12 protein-coding genes are annotated in these 21471 nt (G+C 62.6%); 6 read left to right on the plus strand and 6 right to left on the minus strand.

Annotation, left to right across the window (positions count from 1 at the left end; all coding sequences use genetic code 11):
* The 4 genes from AC1RNQ_RS00005 to AC1RNQ_RS00020 form a co-directional block, all read right to left on the minus strand.
* The coding region (locus tag AC1RNQ_RS00005) for a hypothetical protein (RefSeq protein WP_493167886.1) at nt 1–7109 on the minus strand (7109 nt) is incomplete at its 3' end.
* A 388-nt stretch (nt 7110–7497) separates the two neighbouring features.
* Nucleotides 7498–8760: a metal-dependent hydrolase family protein gene (locus tag AC1RNQ_RS00010; protein ID WP_493167887.1), complete on the minus strand. Its 1263-nt coding sequence runs from the start codon at nt 8758–8760 to the stop codon at nt 7498–7500.
* Nucleotides 8761–8781: 21 nt separating this feature from the next.
* Nucleotides 8782–10461, minus strand: coding sequence for a hydantoinase B/oxoprolinase family protein (locus AC1RNQ_RS00015; protein WP_493167889.1), 1680 nt, complete (start codon nt 10459–10461; stop codon nt 8782–8784).
* A 2-nt stretch (nt 10462–10463) separates the two neighbouring features.
* Nucleotides 10464–12506, minus strand: a complete 2043-nt coding sequence (locus AC1RNQ_RS00020) for a hydantoinase/oxoprolinase family protein (protein WP_493167890.1) — start codon at nt 12504–12506, stop codon at nt 10464–10466.
* A gap of 206 nt (nt 12507–12712) precedes the next feature.
* Here AC1RNQ_RS00020 and AC1RNQ_RS00025 point away from each other — a divergent pair, with 206 nt between their 5' ends.
* The 4 genes from AC1RNQ_RS00025 to AC1RNQ_RS00040 all read left to right on the plus strand — a co-directional run bounded on the left by AC1RNQ_RS00025 (nt 12713) and on the right by AC1RNQ_RS00040 (nt 17364).
* Nucleotides 12713–15052 carry a TonB-dependent receptor gene (locus AC1RNQ_RS00025; protein ID WP_493167891.1) on the plus strand — a complete coding sequence of 780 codons (2340 nt, stop codon included), beginning with the start codon at nt 12713–12715 and terminating at the stop codon, nt 15050–15052.
* Nucleotides 15053–15128: 76 nt separating this feature from the next.
* A complete protein-coding gene (locus tag AC1RNQ_RS00030; RefSeq protein WP_493167893.1) occupies nt 15129–15710 on the plus strand; it encodes a helix-turn-helix domain-containing protein in 582 nt (193 codons plus the stop codon).
* A 7-nt stretch (nt 15711–15717) separates the two neighbouring features.
* On the plus strand, nt 15718–16065 hold the full coding sequence (locus AC1RNQ_RS00035) for a cupin domain-containing protein (RefSeq protein WP_493167894.1): 348 nt from the start codon (nt 15718–15720) through the stop codon (nt 16063–16065).
* A 27-nt stretch (nt 16066–16092) separates the two neighbouring features.
* The gene (locus AC1RNQ_RS00040) at nt 16093–17364 is read left to right on the plus strand and encodes a DUF3422 family protein (protein WP_493167895.1); all 1272 of its coding nucleotides are present in this window, start codon (nt 16093–16095) and stop codon (nt 17362–17364) included.
* Between the two features lie 346 nt (nt 17365–17710).
* Here AC1RNQ_RS00040 and AC1RNQ_RS00045 read toward each other — a convergent pair whose 3' ends face one another.
* Together AC1RNQ_RS00045 and AC1RNQ_RS00050 are read right to left on the minus strand one after the other, a co-directional pair.
* The gene (locus AC1RNQ_RS00045) at nt 17711–18037 is read right to left on the minus strand and encodes an acyl carrier protein (RefSeq protein WP_493167896.1); all 327 of its coding nucleotides are present in this window, start codon (nt 18035–18037) and stop codon (nt 17711–17713) included.
* Nucleotides 18010–18789, minus strand: coding sequence for a TylF/MycF/NovP-related O-methyltransferase (locus AC1RNQ_RS00050; RefSeq protein ID WP_493167897.1), 780 nt, complete (start codon nt 18787–18789; stop codon nt 18010–18012). The genes AC1RNQ_RS00045 and AC1RNQ_RS00050 overlap by 28 nt, the downstream gene beginning before the upstream one ends.
* 138 nt (nt 18790–18927) lie before the next feature.
* On the opposite strand from AC1RNQ_RS00050, the gene AC1RNQ_RS00055 reads away from it, so the two are divergent.
* Entirely contained in the window at nt 18928–20445 is a 1518-nt protein-coding gene (locus tag AC1RNQ_RS00055; RefSeq protein WP_493167899.1) for an MBOAT family O-acyltransferase, read from the plus strand.
* Between the two features lie 5 nt (nt 20446–20450).
* Nucleotides 20451–21464 (plus strand): hypothetical protein, encoded by a 1014-nt coding sequence (locus tag AC1RNQ_RS00060; RefSeq protein WP_493167900.1) that lies wholly within the window; start codon nt 20451–20453, stop codon nt 21462–21464.
* The last annotated feature ends 7 nt before the right edge of the window (nt 21465–21471 follow it).

Below are 21471 nucleotides of genomic sequence, written 5' to 3' on the forward strand. Positions count from 1 at the left end.
CACTCATCGTACGGATCCTGCACCCACTGGCCGGGGACAAATTCGGTGGTCAGCGTCGCCACGCGGCGGCCCGCCGCGTCGTAGAGGATATCGCGCCCGCCCATCGTCGCCTGGCCGTTGTTGAGCCCGCGCACGATCACCGTGCCGCCAGCCCCCGCACTGCCCGACAGCACCCCCTTGTCGGTCACCAGCCGGTTCATGCTGTCGAAGCGGTACCAATAGTCGCTGCTCGTCTGGCTGCCGGTGCCGCCGGTCGCGGTCACCCCCCATTGCTGCGTCTGGGTGCGGCGGATATTGCCCACCGCGTCATATTTGTGGGTCACCGACGCCGGCGGCTGGCTGGCATTGCCCACCGCCGACCAGGCGGTCATCCGGCCAAGCGCGTCGAAGTTCGCCGCCTGGTCCTTGATCGTGTCGCCGCCGAGCACGAGCTTCTCGGTCAGCCGCTGGCCGAGCTTGTCATAGCTGTAGGTCGCGACCCCCGCGAGCCCGCTGTTCTCCTTGAGCTGGCCGCTGTTGTACCACGCAAAGCCCGTCGTCGATCCGCCCATCGTCACACCGGTCTGACGGCCCGTGGCGTCATAGGCATAGGTCGACACATTCGACCCGAGATCGCTCTTCCACGTCACGCGGCCGTAAATGTCGCTCTTGTCCGACGATTGACGGCCGATGTAGGTCGCGCCGTCATAATGCTGGACCAGCTCGGTCCAGCCGCCGGTGGTGACGCCTGCGATCGCCGCGATGGTTGCGTCCCACGTATAGCTGGTGACCGCACGGTCGCCGCCGAAAGCGCGCGTCGTGGTGACGCGGCCCTGGAGGTCGTAGTCGGTCGTCTCCTTGTCGCCGCTCCCCAGGAAATTGTTCCAGTGGGTCAGCCGCTGACCGAGGATGTCGTAGGTGTAGGTATCGACCAGCCCGCCGGTCTGCGTCACCTGTGTCACGCGGCCGAGCTTGTCGGTGACGCTGGCGGTGTAGACCGCGCCCGACTTCACCACGGGGGCGCCGCTGACGATCTCCGTATTCAGTTCGTCATAGGCGCGGCGCGCATCGCCATGGATGTCGTACGCGGTGATCCTGACGCCATTGTCGGCGGCGATCTGCGCGCGGACCATCGCCCCCGAACTCCCAGCGCCGCCGTCATAGCCGGTGCCCGCGAGGAGGAAGAGGCGGGTGAGGTTGCCGCTGTTGGCGTTCTTGCTGGCGCCGTTGTAGACGTCGCCGCCCGCGGCATAGCTGCCATTGGCATCGCGCGTCGCGACGAGGCGGCCCGACTTGTCGTAATAATAATCCTCCGACGGCTTGATATATTGGCTGCCGCCATTTTCGTAGACGACTTCGACCGTCGGCGCCTCGCGCCGGACCATCCGCCCTGCCTTGTTGTAGCTGTAGGTGGTGACATAGCCGATCGCGTCGGTCTCGGTCAGCGCCTCGCCGAACGCGTTGTAGGTGCGGCTGGTGGCGATCGTGTCGGTGAGCGTCGTGCTGAGCTGGCGGCCCTCCTCGGTCACGTTCGTCGCCATGTTGCGCTTGTCGTATACGGTGTAGGTCGCGTTGACGTTCGCCTGTGCGATCTTGGCCACGGCCTGCGCGAAGGTCAGCCCCGACAGACTGTCGCCGATGCCCGAAAGCGTGATCGCGACGGTCTGGTTGCCGTTCTTGTCGTAACCGAACGCCTTCCACACCCCGTCGCCGCCGTTCGTTGCGCGGAGCCGCCCCGCGGCGTCGTAGAGATTCTCGGTCTGCCAGAGGCCATTGATGCCGCTGCGCTTCACCTCGCCGAACGCATTATATTCGGTCGCGGCGATATCGCCCTTGGTCCAGACACTGCCGTTCCACGAGGCGACCGACTGTTCGATCGTGCGGCCGAGCATGTCGACCTTGGTCAGGACGGCGTTGGTGGTCGCGGTTCCCGCGGAGTCGGCGCGGCTATACTGGTCGCGGATCTGGATGCCGCGCTTGTCATAGGCGTAAGCGTGCACATAGCCTTCGGCATCGGTCGTGCTCGCGAGCAGGCCGCCCGCGCCATAGGCATAGGTGGTGACCCGCTCCGCGGCGTCGCCCGCGCCCGCCGCGACGGTGCGGATGAGGTCGCCGAGGCCGTTGTAGCGATAATCGACCGTCGGGGTGACGCTGCTGCCCTGGTGGCTGATGAAGGCCGCGCGCTGCTCCTGCGTCAGGCGGCCGCCATTGTCGTAGCTGTAGTTGGTCTGGTCGCCGGTCGCTTCGGTCTTGCGGGTGACCTGGCCGAGGCCGTTGTAAAGCCATTCCACCTTGGCGTGGACGGTCGTCGTCGTCCCCGGCGATGCGTCATTGTGGATGACGACGTCGCGCCGCTCCTCGCTGAGGCGGTTGCCGTTCTCGTCGTAGGTATAGCGCGTCTCGCGATCGAGCGCGCTGTTCGCGGTCACCGTCGGCGGCGTCTCGACGCCGGTGGGAGCGGCGGTCTGGTTGGCAGAGCGCAGCTCGACGAGGACATTGCCCTCATGATCGTAGGTCCAGTCGGTGCGATAGTATAGCGCGTCGATCTGTACCGTCTTGCGGCCGAGCTTGTCGTAATAGCTCCAGGTCGCATTGCCATTGGCGTCGGTCGTCTTCGCGACATTGCCGAAGGCATCATATTGGTAGAGGAGGTCGATCGGCGCCGAACCGGCGACCCAGCTCGATCCGTTATAGCTGCCGAGCGCGGCGGGATAGCCCGAGATGGCCCCGGTGACCGAGCTCTTCGTCAGGCGGCCGAGATTATCATATTCGAACAGGGTTTCGCGGTAGACAGTGCCGGGCACCGCAGGCGCCGCGCCGTCGGCACCGCCGTTCGCGGGCACGGTGACGCTGGTTTCGTAGACGCGCGTGCTCGTAACATTGCCGTTCGCGTCATAGGTGGTGCGGGTGTAGGTCCCCGCCGCATCGATCGAGACGATCTTGCGCCCGATATCGTCGTAGAAATGAACCGACCGGTTCGACGCGGCATCAACGACGCGGATGACGTTGCCCATGGCGTCGTAGGTGATTTCCTCGGTCGGCACGAAGCCCGTGGTTTCGGTCCTGTGATCGCTCTGGTCGAGCACCGTGCGCGCCTGGCCGAGCGTCTTCTTGAGCCGGCCGAGCCGGTCATATTCATAAGTCGTCGTCCGCGCCTCGGCGAGGCCGGAACCTTCGACCATCTGCGTCCGGTTGCCGAACGCGTCATAGGCATGGGTGTTAACGATCGCGCCCTGCACCGACCCATTGGCGAGATAGGAAGAGATCGGCAGCGTCTCGGAGGTCAGCAGGCCGCGCTTGTCATAGGCGTAGGTCGTGACGCCGCCGAGCTTGTTCGTCACCGAGGTGCGATTGCCGAAGGCGTTGTAGCCATAGCTTTCGCTGTACGTCATCGCGTCGGTCGAGGCGGTGACGCGGCCGAGATTGTCGTATGTAAAGCTGGTCACCGACGCGCTGCCCGGAGGCGCAGCACCCTCGGCGCCGAAATTGGTGTCGAGCTGCGCGATCGTCGTCGATCCGGTGGCGCTATAGGTGGTCGCGTAACGCACCACCTTCGCGACCTCACCGAAGCCGTTGTAATAGGAGCGCGTCACGCCCTTCTCGGCGTCGACCGTATAGGTCAGCCGCCCGAGGTCGTCGTAATAATGATAGGTGACGGCGTCCTTGGCGCCGTTCGCCGTGACCGACGGGGGCGTGGTGGTGCTAACCGCGCTGGCGGTCTTGTTGTAGAAGCGCGTGACGCTCGCGACCTCGCCGAAGCTGTTGTAGCTCGTCTGGGTGACATAGTCTTCGGCGTCGCGGACCATCGTCAGGCGGCCGGCGGCGTCGTAATAATTATAGGCTGCCTTGGTGCGTGGATCGGTGACCTTCACCACCTGTCCAAGGGCATTATATTCGTAGGTCGTGACCCCCGCCTCGGCATTGGTCGTCGTGAGCAGGCGGCCGGTCGGGTCGTAAGTGAAATTGGTGGTGAGCGCGGTGCCGCCCGCGATGGCGTCGAGCTGCGCGATCGTCGTCGAATCGCTGACGCCGGTCAGCGCATTGGCGGACAAAGTCGTGCTCAACAGATTGCCGTTGGCATCGAAGACGCTTTTCGTGCGGTAGCCTTCGGCATCGACGGAGAAGCGGGCCACCCCACCCGCCGAATAATAGGTTCGCGAAGTACGGTTCTGAGCGTTGCTCGCCTGCGCCGTTGCCCAGCTGTTCATCGTCGCCAGATCGGGCAGGCTCGTCGTCGTTCGTTCGGTCGCGAAGGCGGTGGCCTTGATGGCGCGGCCACCGGCGTCATAGGCGAAGGACGTTACGAAATTCCCGGAATCGATCGCATAGGCGATCTGACCCTTGTCGTTATGGACGGTCCAGCTTTTGCGGTCGATCGTGTCATTAGCGATCGCGTTCACCGCGGATTTCACAGTGGCATAAGTATAGTCGGCGGGACTAATCGCGGTCGCATAGACGATCGTGGTCGTCAGCTGCTGTGCCAGATCATATTCGAACCGCGACGCATTGCCGAGGCCGTCGACCTGGTAGCGCAGCAGGCCCTGGCCGTCGTAGACGTAGCGCATGCGGCGGTTGGTGGTGACCGAGGTGCCCGCGCTGGTACGCAGCTGGTTGAAGCTGCTCGTCGTCCAGCTGACCGCGGGCCGCGTCGAATAGGCGACCTCCTCGACCTTCTGCCCCGCCTTGTCGTAGACGATCTCGCTGAGATAGCCCTCGCCGTTCAGCGTCCCGATGAGCCGGCCGTCCTGATCGTAGAAGGTCCGCGCGACACGATCCTCGGTGCCGGTCGTTACCGTCTGCTTCGTCGTCGGCAGCGTCGTTTTGAAGGATGTGACGGTCAGCTTGGTCGAATAGCCGACGGTCCGGATCAGCTGGTTCGAGCCGTCGTAGAAAAAGTCGACCACCCCGCCATTGCCGTCGATCGATTGGATCAGTCGCCCGGCGGCGTCGTAGATGTTCCAGTTCCAGATGTCGGCCGCGACCCCCGTGGGGCGATAGGTCGCAACGTCGGCTATGCCCCCCGCGGTCGCGAGATTGCCCATCTGCGTCGCATTGAGCTTCGTCGCATAGGTGATCGTCGCGGCGAGCCGGTTCGCGACGTCGTAGCGATATTCGACGATGCTGCCGTCGGCCGCGATGTCGGCGGTCTTGCGCCCGGCATCGTCGTACAGGACGAAGCTGTTATAGTCGTTGGGATCGCCGGTCGACGCGACGCCGAGCGGCGTCGTGACCATGCGGACGCGGCCGAGCTTGTCATATTTATAGGCGGCGGTGCCCGAGACGTCGTAACTGCCGCTGGTCGCGACGCTGATCAGGTCGCCCGCCTTGTTGTAGGTGCTGACCGCGCTGTAGCCGGTGGCGGTGGTGACAGTGGTGGTCAGCGCGCCGTCGTTGAAGACGATCGTCGTCGTGCCTGCCGCCGGGCTGGTCGACGCGGTGACGCGGCCGAGCCCGTCGTAGACGAAGGTTTCGGCGACGACGCCATTGTCGTAGCGCGAGATCAAGCGGCCCGCCTGATCGTAGCTGTAGAAGCTTTCCGAATAGCCCTCTGCGGTCGAGCCATTGCCCCAAGTTGCTATGCCGCTGCCGTAGCGCGTCCGCTTGATCAGATTGCCGCGCGTGTCGAATTGGTCGTACGTGATCTTGTCGCGCGTGTTGTTGAAGGTCGTGCGCCAGGTCGTCAGCTGGCTTTCGGTGATCGCCGTGGTCGACGAGAGACCGGTCAGGTCATAGGCCTGCTGCGGATATTCGGTCGTCCAATATTGGGTGGCGTTCGACCATTCATATTCGGTGACCCGGCCCTCGGCGCTGACGATATAGCGGAGGTGCGAGGCAGCGTCATAGGCGTAGCGTGTGGTGTGGCTGACCGCACTGCCGCTCGCGTCGGAGCCGGTGCGCGTCTCGGTCAGCAGCTCGTTCTTGGCGCTGTAGGTGCGGGTGACGACGTTGCTGTTAGGATCGGTGACGGTGAGGATGTTGCCGCTGGCGTCGTGGGTGTAGCTGGTGATCTCGCCCGCCGAATCCTTGACGCTGTTGACGTTGCCGCTGGCGTCGTAGCCGAATTCGACGGTCTGCGCGGTCGCGCCGCTGACCGCCGGGGGCAGCGTGATCCTGGTCAGGCGGCTCGACGCGTCATAGTCGAGGCGCGTGACCTTGTTGTCCGGCCCGGTGACGTTGGTGTAGCCGGTCTGGTAGGACAGCGTCGTGACGCGCGTGTCGCCGGTCGCAGCGGTCTCGGTCAGCGTCAGGACGCGGCCCGACCCGTCATAGGTGATTGCGAGGCTCGAGCCGCCGGTGGTCGTGATCGACGCAACCCGGGTGCTCGTTCCGTCATAGCTATAGGTGGTGACGAAGGTCTTGCCGTCCGCAATGACATTGTCGTCCGGGCTGAGATCGACGGTGACCGTGGTCAACCGATTCGAGCCATCATAAGCATAGCGCGTGCGCGTCAGCGTCTTCGCGGTCGAGGTCGCAAGATCGGTGTAGCTGGTGACGATCTGGGTGATGTTGTTCCCGGACCAGCTGTACTGCGTATATTCGCCGTTGGCGGTCGTGACCTTGTCGAGCTTGTCGCCGACATAGCTGAAGGTCAGCCCGAAATATTCCTTGCCGGTCGCCCCGATGATCCGCCAATTGTCGGTGCCATAGGCGCTGTAGGTGTCGGTGAAGCGGCTCGCCCCGTCGGTCCACACCCAGTTGCCCGAGACCTTGCGCAATTCGTCGTGGGGCCCGTCGCCGTCGGTGGCGATATAGGCCGATCTGGTCGCATCCCAGATATAAGTGACGACGGCGCCATCGGCACCTTGGCGCTTGATCGTGCTACCGGCGGTGTTCTGCGTTCCCGTAAGGCCGAACACGCGTCGCATCGTCGACTGCTGCCAATTATCTCCGTTGTCACCGTCGGAGGCCTCGCCGAAACTGTTGTAAGTCCGACCGATCGAGACATCGAGGCCGGCGCCGGTGAGGAACTCGTCCTGCTGGCTGATCAGGAGATTGCCGGTCGCGGCGTTGATCGAGACGTTTTCGGCACCGCGCCCGAAGCTTCCCGAACCGAGCAGTCCCGCGCCGCCAAGGAGATTTCCCGACCCCCGCGTGAAACCCGCGCCCTGCCCCACAAAAATCGCAACCATCGCCAAACCCCGCAGACGTCAAACAAGCGGGGGCCAGGCAGCCCGATGAAATTCCTCAATAGAGATCCCTGCCCCGTAATCTTCCCATCCAACGAGGCGCGGAGATGTTTAGGGGGCAGGACAAATTTTCTATCAACGGCATTCTGCGACCGCTGCCGCCGATCCTATGCCTTTCGGGAAACTCCGCCTAAAACCACCAGAAGGCGGTCGAACTCAAGGATGATGATCTCGAGACGATCGCGACACTCACGACTGCGAAGGGATTTCGGTCGACGGGCGGCCTTTTCGATATCCAGGGTTCCGATGACATGCTGCGCGCCCATGTGAACAAACATACCGGCGAGGCTACGTATCAGGCTCGCTATCGGTCATCTTTTCTCCTCCCAATTCATTGATGCCAGGCGGCGACTTGCAGCGGCGACGCCACCTGCATTCCGCGGGACCAAATTTGTGCAATTGCATTGCTGTCCGTCGCGAGCAGCGAAATGTCTTTGAGCGGATTGCCGTCGATCACCAGAAAATCCGCGAAAGCGCCAGGCGCTATGACGCCCAGCATGCCCTCCATGTCCAGCAACGATGCGTTGATCGACGTAGCGGATCTCAGCGTCTCGAAGGGCGACTCGACGGCGCTGCGGAGCCGAAACTCCTCGCGCTGCAGGCGATGGTGCGGCCCGAGAAGATCGGTGCCGAACCCAAGCGACACGCCCTCCCGCCGGCAGATGCGGATCGCCTCGAGCCCCTGTTCGCGGACATCGGCAAGCTTTTCCAGCGTGTGCGCCGCAGCGCCCGTTGCCTGGCCGAAGCGGTGGAGCGCATCATAGGTTGCCAGTGTCGGAACAACGAACGCGTCGGCGTTGGCGACCAGTCGAGCCACCGACGCGTCGATGAGGTTACCGTGCTCGATCGACCGGATACCCAGCCGGATTGCACGTGCGATGCTGTCGGCCGTGTAGGCATGCGCGGCAACATAGCGACCGCGGCGCGACGCCTCATCGACGACTGCGGCGATCTCCTCGTCCGAGAACTGCAGATAGTCGATTGGATCGCTCGGCGTCGATATCCCGCCTGACATAAAGATTTTCAGATGGTGCGCGCCTTGGCGCAATGCTTCACGCGCCGCCTTGCGCAGCGCATCAGCACCGTCGACGAGATCGGCGAGCGCCCCGCTTGGGGCGCATCCGCAAAGGTCTGCGGATTCGTGCGCCGCTCGGGCATCGCCATGCCCGCCGGTCTGGCTGAACGCACGCCCGCAGAAGAACAGGCGGGGCGACGGGAACAGCCCCTGCTCGGCAGCGAGCCAGGTCCCATGATCGCCGCCACCGACGTCGCGGACCGTTGTGAAGCCTCGCAACAAGGTGCCTTCCAGAATCAGCCTCGCCCGCTGCGCTTCATAGGTCTTGGGATAGGTTTCGCACTTCGCGGTGTCGGTTTCGGTCGCGAAGGCGTGAAAATGCGCGTCGATCAGCCCCGGCAGCAGCGATTTACCGGCAAGGTCTACCTCCCGGAAATCGAGAGCGTCCGGCCTGCGGGCCGAGACGCTCTCGATCCTGTCCCCCCGAACCAGAACGAAGGATGGTTCGGAGAGAAAGGGCGAATGCCCGTCGAAGATACGGGCACCGGAAATCAGGACGGGTCGGGCATCTCGAGGCATGGCCAGAGCTTCATCTTTACGTCAGGCGCGATGGCCATAGTCGCGCAGCGCCTGATCCGGCGTGATGAAACCGTCGCGCAGATCGGCCTCGATCGCTTCCCGATCGCGCAGCTTCGGGTCGCCCCAGCCTCCACCCGTCGCGGTCACCATGCGCACGACGTCGCCCTTGGCCAGTGGTACGCGCGCCGGCTTGCCGAGCCGCTCCGGCGGGTCCGACCGCTCTCCCTGACGCAGTATCTCTGCATAGTTGGGCGAGCCCTGCTGCCCGCCATCGACGCCCCAGGGCGGAAATTTGAAGCGGCCGAAGCTGCCGGTAAATACCCAGCCGTCGTTTGGAATCTCATATTCAAGCGCGACGCCCTTGCCGCCGCGGAACCGGCCCGCGCCGCCGTCGTCGTCGTGGAACGCATAGCTGCGAACGCGGACGCCATATTTGGCCTCGGTGACTTCGACGGGGAAGTTATAGGTTTCGCCGTCGGCGACCGAAAACTGTCCGTTGAGGCCATCGCGCCCCTGCATCGCGCCCCACCCGCCGACGAGTGGCCCGACGAGGATCGTCGGCGCCTTGGTCTTCGGATGCGGCCCGGAAAAGACGATCGCGCAGACCGAAAGGACGTGCCCCGCGGTCAGGCGATCGGGAAGATGCTCGGCAAGCGCCTTCCAGATCAGGTCCTGCGCATAGAGCATCGTTTCCCAATAGGTCGACACCGGCGCGGGCCGCTCGGCAGTGAAAAGCGTGCGATCGGGACAGATGACCTCGATCGCGCGGAAACAACCACCGTTTGCGGGGATTCCCGGGTTGGTCAGCGCCTTGAAGATCGTACGCACCGCCGAGACGAGGCCGGTACGCGAATTGTTGATCGGTCCGAGCGTCTGCGACGCGCTGCCGGTGAAATCGACCTTGAACCGGTCTTCGCTGATATCGATCCGCACGCAGACCTTCAGTGGCTGGTCGGTGATCCCGTCGTCGTCGATCCAGTCCTCGGCATGGAAAGTGCCTTGCGGCAGCCGCTTCAGCTCGGCAGCAATCATCGCCTCCCCATAGTCGAGAAGGTCGTCCATCGCCTGCTGCATCGACGCGGCACCATAACGATCGAACAGCTCGACGATGCGGACCTCGGCGACCTTGTTCGCGGCCATTCCCGCCCAGAAATCGCCCATCGAATCCTTCGGCAGGCGGATGTTGCTCTGAAGGATTTCGAGGATGCCGCCGACCGGCTTGCCCCGCTCCATGATCTTGACCGTCGGGATCTGCAGCCCTTCCTGGAAAATCTCGGTCGCGTCGGTGGTGAAGCTGCCCGCCGCCATACCGCCGACATCCACCCAATGCGCCTTGTTCATCGCGAAGGCGACGAGTTCGTCCCGGAAGAAGATCGGCTTGACGATCGCGACATCGCAAAGATGCGTCCCGCCGCCCTTGTAGGGATCGTTCGAGATGAAGACGTCGTCCTGATGGATGTCGCCTGCGAACTTTCCCAGGATGTCGCGAACGAGCGAGTCGATCATGCCGAGGAAGACGGTGGTCCCGTTGCCCTGCGCGATCAGGTCGCCGCGCGCATTCGTGATGCCGACCGAATAGTCGAGCGCCTCGTAGATGATCGGGCTCATGCTCGTCTTCGCCATGGCGAGGAACATCTCGTCGCCGATCGCGACGAGCGCGTTCTTGATGATTTCCTGGGTGAAGGGGTCGTGGCGGGTCATCTTCAGTTCCCCAGTTCGATGTGAATATTGCCGATGGCGTCCATGCGCGCCGAGCAGCCCGGATTGACGACGATCGTCGTCGTCCGGTCCTCGATGATCGCCGGTCCGGCGATATCCATATCGGGTTCGAACCGGGCGAGGTCATAGGCCGCGCTCTCGTGGACGCCGTCGGTATCGAAATCGACGGTCCGCCACCCGGTGATCACCGACTCCGCGGCTATGCCGGTCTTCGCGCGTTCGGGCAGGTCGATCTTGTCGGTCTCGTTGAGCGCGACGACATGATAGTTGACGAGCTCGACATCGCTATCGAGCCGGAAGGTATATTCGCGGTGATGCTCGGCGTGGAACGCCTCGATCGCCGCCTCGACCATGGCCCGGTCGATCACGCCGTGTGCGACGGGTACCTTCACCGTATGCTCTTGGCCGCAATAGCGCATGTCGGCGTAGCGTTCGAAACGGAGCCGCGCCGCGTCCATGCCTTCGCGGACGCACACGGCCCCGGCTTCGGCTTCCATCTCTCCATAGACAGCGTTCAGCCGGCCCAATGGAAAAGCCGAAATTTCCTCGACCCGGGTCATCAGGAAATCGCGGCGGATATCGGACATCAGCATGCCCCAGGCCGAGAAGACCGACGAATTGGCCGGGATGATCACCTTGCGCGCTTGAAGCTCCTTGGCGAGCGATACCGCATGCATCGCGCCGCCGCCGCCAAAGGCGATCAGCGCGAATTCGCGCGGATCGAAACCACGATTGAGCGACACGAGCTTGAGCGCATTGACCATGTTGGCGTTGGCAATCCGGATCACGCCGCGGGCGACGTCCTCGACACTGCCGCCAAGTGGCCGCGCGAATTTCCCGAACGCCTTGGTCACATTGTCGAAGTCGGGCTTGTGCTCGCCGCCGAGAAAAAGATCGGGGTTGATGCGGCCGAGAACCAGGTTCGCGTCGGTCGTCGTCGGCTCGGTCCCACCCCGGCCATAGGCCGCAGGCCCGGGTGTCGATCCCGCGCTCTTCGGACCGACGTGGAGACGGCCGCCCTGATCGATCCAGGCGATCGAGCCGCCGCCGTTGCCGATCTCGACCAGATCGACGACGGGCGTACGGATCGGATAGCCCGGGTTCGTCCGGTCCCATTCGATCTTGTAGTCGGTGGTGATGCGCGCCTGTCCGTCGCGGATGAGCGCAGTCTTCGCCGTGGTGCCGCCGATATCGAGCGCGATGAGATTGGGCTCGCCGATGCGCCGGCCGAGCGCCGCTGCACCGAGCACGCCGCTCGCCGGGCCCGACTCGACGAGCGCTATCGGGTTGTTTCGCGCGCCCTCGACGGTGGTGACGCCGCCGTTCGACTGCATGATATAGGGGACAGAAGAAAGCCCGCGCTCGCGGAGCCCCTCCTCGAGCGAACCGAGGTAGCGCTTCGCAATAGGGTGAACATATGCCGACAGCACCGTCGTGCTCGTCCGCTCATATTCGCGCCACTCGCGGCAGACCTCGTTCGATCCGACCACCGAAAGGCCCGGCCATTTGGCGCGAAGGCCGGCGCACACCGCTGCTTCATGTTCGGGATTGGCATAGGCGTGCAGGAAGCAGACGGCGACCGCATCGACGCGCTGTGCGTCAAGTTCGGCACCGATCGCATCGAGCGGCGACATGTCGATGGGAATCAGCACGTCGCCATCGGCGCCGACGCGTTCGCGCATCTCGAAACGCAGGTGCCGCGGCACGAAGGGCGACGGCTTTTCGAAGGCGAAGTTAAAGAGATCGGGACGGTTACCGCGCGCAATTTCGAGCACGTCGCGAAAGCCCTCGGTTGTGATCAGGGCGGTACGGCCGCCGGTGCGCGACAAGAGCGCATTGATCACGACCGTCGTGCCGTGGGCGAAGAAATCGAAGTTCGCGGGAGAAACCCCTGCCTTCGTGATCGCCGCGAGCACCCCGCGATCGAAATCGGGCGGAGTGGTATCGGCCTTGGCCGTCACGATACCGTCGGGCCCAATCCCGACCAGGTCAGTGAAAGTCCCTCCAACGTCCGTCGCTACTCGCATGCTGCGGCCTTCCTCCCATGGCTTGTAATGATGTCGGGTCGATTGAGCCACAGCGTGGCACCCGACCTCTCCCATTGGTCTGCGTCACATTATTTGATATGTCAAATATTAATTGACATCAAATTTTTTGATCATATTTTGAAGGCACGATGCGATGCTGCGGAGTCGCCTCGCGGTAAGGAATAATCAAAAAGGGAGGACCGCACATGCAGAAGCAGCTTCGGACGAGCGCTTCATTTTTGGCGCTGCTCGGCAGCATCGCAGCAATTCCGGCGACGGCATTCGCACAAGACACCAACCCGGAATCGAGCGCATCGGACAATTCCGAAGATATCGTCGTCACCGCTCGGTCGCGCGAGGAACGCCTCCAGGATTCGCCCGTCGCGGTCACCGCGATCGGCGAGACTTCGATCGAGCGCGCCAACCTGACACGCGCCACCGACTTCATGCAGCTCGTTCCCAATGTGACCGTCGCCGATGCGCAGGATTCGGGCAATGTCGCGATCAACATTCGCGGCGTCGGCCAGATCCGCAACGGCGAGACTCCAGTCGCGATCTCGATCGACGGCGTGCTGCTGTCGAGCCCGCTCCAGTTCAAGCAGGAGTTCTTCGACATCCAGCAGATCGAGGTGCTGCGCGGGCCGCAGGGCGCGCTCTACGGGCGAAACGCCATCGCCGGCGCGATCAACATCACGACCAAGAAGCCGTCGAACGAATTCTCGGGCAACTTCCGCGTCGGCTACGGCAATGGCGACGCGTTCAATGCGAGCGCCGCAATCAGCGGCGCGCTGATCGACGATATCCTGCTCGTTCGCGCCGGCGTCTCGCATTCACAAAGCGACGGCTACATCACGAACAGCTTCCTGGGCAAGAAGGTCGACTATTTCAAGGACACCACCGCCCGCCTGCGCGTCGATTTCACGCCATCGGACGCGATCTCGGTCGACCTGCGCGGCTTCTATTCGACGCGCCAAGGCGGTGCCGCCTATTTCGCACGTCCGCTGCTCCAGGCATCAGGCCGGCCGTTCATCGATCCCGTTCCGAATGTCGACGTCGCGAACGACGTCGTCGCGCCCGAGTCGAACAATCTCGGCTTCGACGACCGCGATCTGCTCGACTTCTCGCTGAAGATCGACGTCGACACGCCAATCGGGGTGCTCACCTCGACGACCGCCTACAGCAACGTCCAGCATGTCGTCGCCTTCGACGGCTATGATTATTCGGACAACAGCCAATGCTATCTCTTCGGGTTCGGCTTGGTCTCGGACGGCCTTGTCAACTGCAACAACCCGCGCACCTTGGCGCTCGGCCCAAGCGGTAATCCCGACGGCGCCGACGCGCAATTCCCCGCGCCGTACAACACGACCTTCCAGGACAATGACATCAGGAACTGGAGCCAGGAGATCCGGATCACCTCGCCCTCGGCGCAGCGCTTCCGCTATATCTTCGGCGCCTATTTCCTCTGGCGCGATCGCTCGCTGCTGACGGGCACCAACGAGGACCTCGGTTTCGGCATCATCCCCGAACTCGATTTCGATCCGGCGACGATCAACCAGACGCGGCGTTATTTCGCCGAGGACAACAAGGACTTCGCTTACGCCCTGTTCGCGCAGTTCAACTATGACGTCACCGACGAGCTCGAGCTGACGCTTTCGGGGCGCTTCGACAGCGACCGCCGCCGCCAGACCGACCCGCGTGTCGCGCCCTATCGTGTCGACGGCTTCGGACTTCCGATCACCGGCCCGGCGACGCGTCAGGCGACCTTCACCCAGTTCCAGCCCAAGGGCACGCTACGCTGGAAACCCTCGGACGACCTGCAGGTCTATGCCACCGTCGCACAGGGCTTCCGTTCCGGCGGATTCAATGCGCCAGGAACCGAGACCGACCCATTCAGCGGGGCACCGATTTCATCCCCGATTTACAAGAAAGAAGTTGCGACCAGTTATGAGATCGGCGCGAAATCGGAGTTGTTCGGCAACCTCCTGACGCTCAACGGCGCGCTATTCTTCACGAGGGCGAAGGACCTGCAGGCATTCAACTTCAATGGCTCGGTCAACGCGCAGATCGTCACCAATATCGATCGCGTCGATGTGAAGGGCGTCGAACTCGAATGGACGCTGCGCCCGGCAACCGGGTTCAAGCTGTTCGGCAGCCTCGGCTTCACCGATGCGGAGATCAAGGCGTATGCGGCGAACCCGGCTGCGATCGGCAACCAAGTTCCTTATACGACCAAGCTGACGATCAGCTCCGGCGCCGAATATGTCGCGCCGCTGACCGCGAGCCTGAGCGCCGTGTTCCGCGCCGACTGGCAACGTCGCGGCAAGACCTATTTCCACGAAGGGGGAACCTTCGTCGGAGTACCAGTACGCGATGCGATCAATTTCGTGAACGGGCGGATCGCGCTCGAGCATGAGAAAGGCTGGTCGCTCGGAATTTGGGCGAAGAACATTCTCAACGAGAAATATTACGAAGAGGTCGTCGCACCCGACTATAACTACCAGGGACGTCCGCGGACCTACGGCGTCGAGTTCTCGGCGAAATTCTAAAAAGGAAGCGGAGAGCAGTCGGCGTGCGCCCACGGCTCTCCGCTTTCCATCAAGCGGAAATTGGGAAGATGAGCGAATGGCATTTCTGAACCAGAAGCGAAAAGCACCGAAGCTGGCGATCGGCGGTCGGATAAAGAATCGCCGGCGTGAACTCGGAATGACGCTGCAGGCGGTCGCCGAGGCGAGCGGACTTTCAGCCCCCTTCCTGTCGCAGGCCGAACGGAACCAGACGGTTCCGTCTCTGGTATCGCTCGCCTCAGTGGCGCGGGCATTGGACGTCGATATCGGTTATTTCATGGAGATGCCGAAGGACGAGAATATCGTCAGCCGCGCGAGCGATCCCGAAGTGATCGAGATCGACTCACCCGTCGTCTATCATCAGCTGAGCTCGATGCTCCCCGAACAGAAGATGGACGCGATCTTCATGATCATCCCGCCGGGGCACCGCTTCCCGATCGACCAGCGCGAGGGCGAAGATTTCCTCTATGTGGTCGATGGCGAACTCATGTCGCAGGTCGGCGAGCTTCGCACCGTCCTGCGCGCCGGCGACAGCATGCATTTCCGTTCGCAGGCGCCTCACAGCGCGTGGAACGAAACAAAAGCGGACGTGAAGCTGCTCTACGTCGGCACGCCGTCGATCTTCCGCTCCGGCGATTGAGGCCAGCATGGAAAAAATCGGACTGGAATGGACCGACGATGTGTCGGACCCGCTCTTCGACATCTGGCGCTTCGTCGATCCCGCCGCGAACTCGATCGAAATAGGGACTGGCCGCTTCGCCGCCGGGCAGCTCATGCCCGAGGTCGGCAACTCGCAGCATTCGATGCGCGAGATTTCGATCATTCTCGAGGGCGAAATCGAAACGAAAAGTGGCGGCAAGACAGAGCGTCTGCGGGCCGGAGACATTGTCACCATACCTGCCTACCAAGTTCAAAACTCGCGCTTCGTTGCCGATACGAAGCTGATCTACATCTTCTTTGGCCACCGCGTCGTCCGAGAGGACGAGGATAGCTGAACGAGGACACTGGACAGGTTTCGTCAGATGTCAGGCGAATTCGCCCCACCCTCCGCCGCGCCGGCAGACCATCTGCTTCGCGTCGCACTCAGCGAGATCATGCATGGTCACAATCTGGAGGTCGCCCGAATTCCGGCACGCATCCGGCAATGGCTCGTATTGCACGACACTTCCGACCGGGCAGAACTCGAGGGATGGATCGCGCGCGTATCGGACGGGTCCGCCACGACGACCGACGGACGCTTCGCCCAAGAGAGCCACGACACACTCTGTGTCTGGGAGGCACACACCGAATTTTCGACCATCACGCTGGTCAGATGGGGGGCTTTGGGTCGCGGGCAGATCACCTCTTGCGACTGGCTGGCAGGCTTACCGGGACGTATATTTCGCTCGGTGGAGATACTCGTCGGTTCGCGGGCCGATTTCGACTGGGACGCAGAAGCCTGCTTCGCACCGTCCCGTATCGTCAGCAGCCTAGCCTTCGGAGGAGCCGCCCGAATCTGGAGCGACTTCACCATCAAGGAAGGGGGAGCTGGCAAGATATTGGTCGAAGATCTCGGACTGCAGAACGACGAGCCCTCGCGGCTGGTCCAGACGCTCCTCGAAATCGGCAATTACCGAAAGCTGGCCCTTCTCGGTTTCCCCGTCGCGCGCGAGTTGATGCCCTGGATCACCGCCGCGGAAGCTCGGCACGCACAAATCACCGAGCGAATGACCGCCCCGTCGGAAAATCGAACGGAGGTGCTCGGCGAATTGCTCGCGCTGTCGGCCGAGGTCGAATGCTGCGCCAGTAGTGCAAGATTCCGGCTCGGCGCGACAAGCAGCTACCATCTCCTGACGCGCGACCGGCTGGCTTCCCTACGCGAAATCCGGCTGTCGGGTTACTCGACCTGGTCGGAATTCGTCGAACGACGCCTACTTCCGGCCATGCGCACTTGCGAAATATCGCACAATCGACTGAACGACCTCAGCGAGCGAATATCTCGATCAGCGAGCCTGCTGTCGCTGGAACAAACGGTTTCCCTGAATGAACGCAGCCAAGCCTCGCTGGCCAGCATGAATCGCCGTGCGATGATCCAGCTTCGTCTTCAATCGCTTGTCGAAGGCCTCAGCATCTTTGCCCTTTCCTACTATATGATCGGCCTCTTGGAGCATATGCTCGAGCCGCTCCATGCGACAGGAGAGCTCGAGCAACTCAGATCGATGATAGTCGCTGCCCTCGTCCCGGTCATATTGACGGCGGCCTGGGTCAGCACAAGGCGACGACGCGCGGCTCTCGAACGCGGGCTTTTCAACTAGCTTGACCGAGATTCTTGCGAGTCAGTCTATTCTAGCGGCATCCGCTCCGATGCCAGTCTCGGCACGGGCGCGCTGCGCCGGATATGTCGTGGCGTACGCCTCAGTCCTGCGGGACGCGAGTTTTCGTCTGCAATCTAGCGGTATCGCGCTGAGCCGCGCACTTGCGGGCGCTTTCCGCACGAGAGCTTGTGCGCGTGGGGCAGGAGACGCTCCATCTCACGGAAGATTCCGGCGATTTCCTCCCGAAGCCTCCATGAACAAAAAAGCCGCCTCAATGAGGCGACGACGCGTTGCAGTTGAAGGGTCGGATGCGCCGCTTGCGAGTGACGAGCCGGGGATTTTAGTACTAACGCGCCCTCGCTTCAAGGACACTCACCAAGGAACCTACATTCTCGAGCCCCGTAAGTTCAGAAGTAGTAAATCGAAAATTGAATATCGACTCTATTTCCGACATGAACCTGATGTTATTGAGACTGTCCCAACCCTCGACATCTGCAGCAGTCGTCTCTGGACGCAATTCGACGTCATCGGCATCCATTATATCAGCCAATATTTCACCGAGCCTTGCGTAGATATCAGACAAATAATTATCCTCTCGATTTTCACGGATGGGAGGGCGCATGATCGCGCACGGCAAGGCGTCTATTACCCTTTGCGTTCCCAGTAATAGCATTTGGAATCGACCTGAATCATCGGCTCGTCGATTCCGCGCTCAGCCCTGAAATCGTCGACCGCCTTGCGGCAATAGGTCCAGCTGTCCTCGCCATAATCGTCGATGATCGCATAGCCGCCAACCGAAAGCTTGCCATAAAGACTAACCAGCGCATCCATCGTCGATTCGTAATAATCGCCGTCGAGCCGCATGATCGCGAGCCGTTCGATCGGCGCCGTCGGCAGCGTGTCCTTGAACCAGCCCTTCAGGAAATGGACATTGTGGTCAAGCAGGCCGTAGGCGCGGAAATTGGCCTGGACCTCCTCCAGCCCCGCGGCGAAATGATTATAGCTCTTCGTCATAACCACGCCGCCGTGAGCCTTGGCCTCGACCGGATATTTCTCCGGGTCGGGTTCGGGCAGACCTTCGAAGGAATCGGCGACCCAGACGCGGCGATCGGTGGCCGCGAGGGCCTTCAGCGCGCCCTGCATGAAGATCGTTCCGCCGCCGCGCCATACGCCGGTTTCAATGAGGTCGCCCGGGATGTCGCGCGCCACGACGTCGGCGATGCACTTCTCCAGATTGTCGAGCCTCGCGAGCGGCAGCATCGATATGGCACGCCCCTGGATGTAATGGCCTATGAAATCGGCAACATAGCGATGCTCGGCGCCGTCGGCGTCGGGCTCCTGCCTGAACAATGTATCGGTCAGCGAATGTTTCAGGAGGTCGAGATAGAGTTTCACCGCGATGGGTTGAGTTACCGCACTCGTCACTATTTCGTCTCCGCATCATGAGCTGGGCGGCCGTTGCAAGGTCGCGGTTAGCGGCCCCGAATCCAACTGGCAAGGCACAGCCTTAGCGGCTATCGGATGGGCCTGCAAAAGGGCAACGGGGGGCCGCGACGCTAATACATGTTGTTCAATTCCGCCCCGTTCATCTTCCTCTACCTGCCCATCACTCTCCTCGGCTTCTTCCTCATCGGACGGGCCGGCATGGCGAGCGCCGTCCTGTGGCTCGGTGCCGCTTCGCTCGCTTTCTACGTCTATTGGGATTTGTGGGTCGCCCCGATCCTGCTCGCCTCGATCGTCTTCAACTATTGGGCAGGATATTGGATATTCCAGACCGGGTTGACCGACCCCCGCCGAGCGAAACCGGTCCTGACTGCTGCGGTCGCCTGTAATCTCCTGGCGCTCGGCTATTGGAAATACGCTTACTTCATCACCTCCAACCTGGCGCGCATCTCGGGGAGCGGGGTCGATGTGATCGAGACGGTGCTACCGCTTGGCATATCGTTCTTCACCTTCACCCAAATCGCCTATCTGGTCGACGTCTATCACCGGAAGGTGCCAGCCTATCGCTTTTCCAAATATTTCCTGTTCGTCACCTATTTCCCGCACCTGATCGCCGGGCCGATCATCCACCACGGCAACATCATGCCGCAGCTCGGGCGCAGGTCGACCTTTCGTCCGCAGCCGCGCAATCTCGCGATCGGGCTGACCATCTTCATCATCGGGCTGGTCAAGAAGGTGCTGATCGCAGACCAATTCGCGCCCGCCGCCAGCAGCGTGTTCGGCGCCGCGGCCGTCGGTTCGCTGCCGGCGTTCGAAAGCGCGTGGATCGGCGCGCTGGCTTATACGATGCAGCTCTATTTCGACTTTTCGGGCTATTCGGACATGGCCGTCGGATTGTCGCTGATGTTCAATATCGTGCTGCCGATCAACTTCTTGTCCCCCTATAAGTCGCGCAGCATCATCGATTTCTGGCGCCGCTGGCACATTTCGCTCTCCTCCTTCCTGCGCGACTATCTCTATATCCCGCTTGGCGGGCGGAACCGGCGCTATCTCAACCTGTTCCTGACCATGCTGCTCGGCGGCCTATGGCACGGGGCGGGATGGACGTTCGTGATGTGGGGCGCGCTCCATGGCGCCTATCTGGTCGTCAATCATCTTTTCCGCGCGGCGTGGAGACCCATCTTCGCTGGGTCGTGGCTCGTCCGGACCGCGACCGGCCTCCTGTCGCTCGCACTGACTTTCCTCTGCGTCGTCGTCGGCTGGGTCATCTTCCGCGCCGAAAGCATGGACGCCGCGCTGCTGGTCCTGCAGGGAATGGCTGGCGGTTGCAGCGCGCCTGGCTGTTTCGACCTGTTCGCGAGCGGGGCGGCGGTGCCGGGCCGCAAGATCCTGCTGCTGCAGCTCGCGGCGGCGCTGGCTGCGGTGTGGCTGCTTCCCAATACGTATCAGATCATGTCGCGGTACAAGCCGTTCCGGTCGTTCGATGCCGGTGCCGACGCGATGCCGGCGCTGGCTCGCCGGTTCCGCTGGCGTCCGGACAGCCTCCTGTGGATGCTGGCGATCGGCGTCGCCGCCGGTCTGACCTTGATTACGATCTTTTCCGACCCGGTTTCCGAATTCCTCTATTTCCAGTTCTGAGGCTCATGACCCGCTACGCCCTCTCCGTGCTTGCCATCGCGCTGCTTTACGTTGTGGCGCATTGCTCGGTGCTGCTGTTCGTGAATGCGCCGATCAGCTCTGAATATTGGGTGCGCGAACTGCTGATCGTGAAGCGGGCCCAGGCGGGGCGGATCGAGAAGCCGAAGCTGCTCCTGCTCGGCGGTTCGTCGACCTTTTTCGGCATCGACAGCGATCAGCTGGAAAAAGGTCTTGCGCGGCCGGTCTATAATTTCGGACTGCACTTCTCGATGCGGCTCGAATGGATCCTCGACGAGGGGCGCAAGGCGGCGAAGCCCGGCGACGATATCCTGCTGATCCTCGAGCCGCATTTTTACGATTGCGAGGAAATGGGCTGGAGCAACTGGCAGTTGCGCGCGGCCACGACCTGGGGGCGTGACCATCTGGATGCGCTGTCCCCGGTCGAGCGGATCCGCGTGTCGCTGGTCGCCGGCAATGCGACGATGCCGCTGGAGGTGCTCCGCGCGAAGAGCGGGAGCCCGGCGGCGCTGATGCCGCGGCGGCTGGCGGCGATGGGGCCGGAGAGCGAAGTGCTCGAACGCCACGCCAAGGCCCCGCCCGCGGATGTCTTCGCCTATTCGGCCGACAATATGACGCCGCGGGGCGACATGCGGAACACCGCCGGCACGATCTATGATGGCCCGGCCGCCGACCCCGCGATCCCTGCTGCCGTTTGCCCCGGTGTCGGCGTCATGCTGCGCGACTTTGCCGCCGAGATGAAGAAGCGCGACGTCGATGTGATCTTGGACTATCCCCCTTTCCTGATCGACGGACGGTCGAAGCCATGGCAAGCCGCCGACGCGGCCTTTGCACGCGACATGCACTCCTATGGCTTCACGATGCTGTCGCCGCGCAGCGAGATCTTCTTTCCGCGCGACAATTTCTACGAGACCGTGCTGCATCTGAACGCCGTGGGCCGCGCCGCGCGAACGCATAACCTGATCGCGCGGCTTCAGGCGGGCGGTATCGAGGCCCGGTAAGGCAGGG

The organism is Sphingopyxis sp. GW821-FHT12F08 (assembly GCF_058806755.1).

Coding starts and splice junctions, on each gene's coding strand:
- AC1RNQ_RS00010 (WP_493167887.1), bottom strand. CDS start 8,760: ATGCCTCGAGATGCCCGACCCGTCCTGATTTCCGGTGCCCGTATCTTC.
- AC1RNQ_RS00015 (WP_493167889.1), bottom strand. CDS start 10,461: ATGACCCGCCACGACCCCTTCACCCAGGAAATCATCAAGAACGCGCTC.
- AC1RNQ_RS00020 (WP_493167890.1), bottom strand. CDS start 12,506: ATGCGAGTAGCGACGGACGTTGGAGGGACTTTCACTGACCTGGTCGGG.
- AC1RNQ_RS00025 (WP_493167891.1), top strand. CDS start 12,713: ATGCAGAAGCAGCTTCGGACGAGCGCTTCATTTTTGGCGCTGCTCGGC.
- AC1RNQ_RS00030 (WP_493167893.1), top strand. CDS start 15,129: ATGGCATTTCTGAACCAGAAGCGAAAAGCACCGAAGCTGGCGATCGGC.
- AC1RNQ_RS00035 (WP_493167894.1), top strand. CDS start 15,718: ATGGAAAAAATCGGACTGGAATGGACCGACGATGTGTCGGACCCGCTC.
- AC1RNQ_RS00040 (WP_493167895.1), top strand. CDS start 16,093: ATGTCAGGCGAATTCGCCCCACCCTCCGCCGCGCCGGCAGACCATCTG.
- AC1RNQ_RS00045 (WP_493167896.1), bottom strand. CDS start 18,037: ATGCTATTACTGGGAACGCAAAGGGTAATAGACGCCTTGCCGTGCGCG.
- AC1RNQ_RS00055 (WP_493167899.1), top strand. CDS start 18,928: ATGTTGTTCAATTCCGCCCCGTTCATCTTCCTCTACCTGCCCATCACT.
- AC1RNQ_RS00060 (WP_493167900.1), top strand. CDS start 20,451: ATGACCCGCTACGCCCTCTCCGTGCTTGCCATCGCGCTGCTTTACGTT.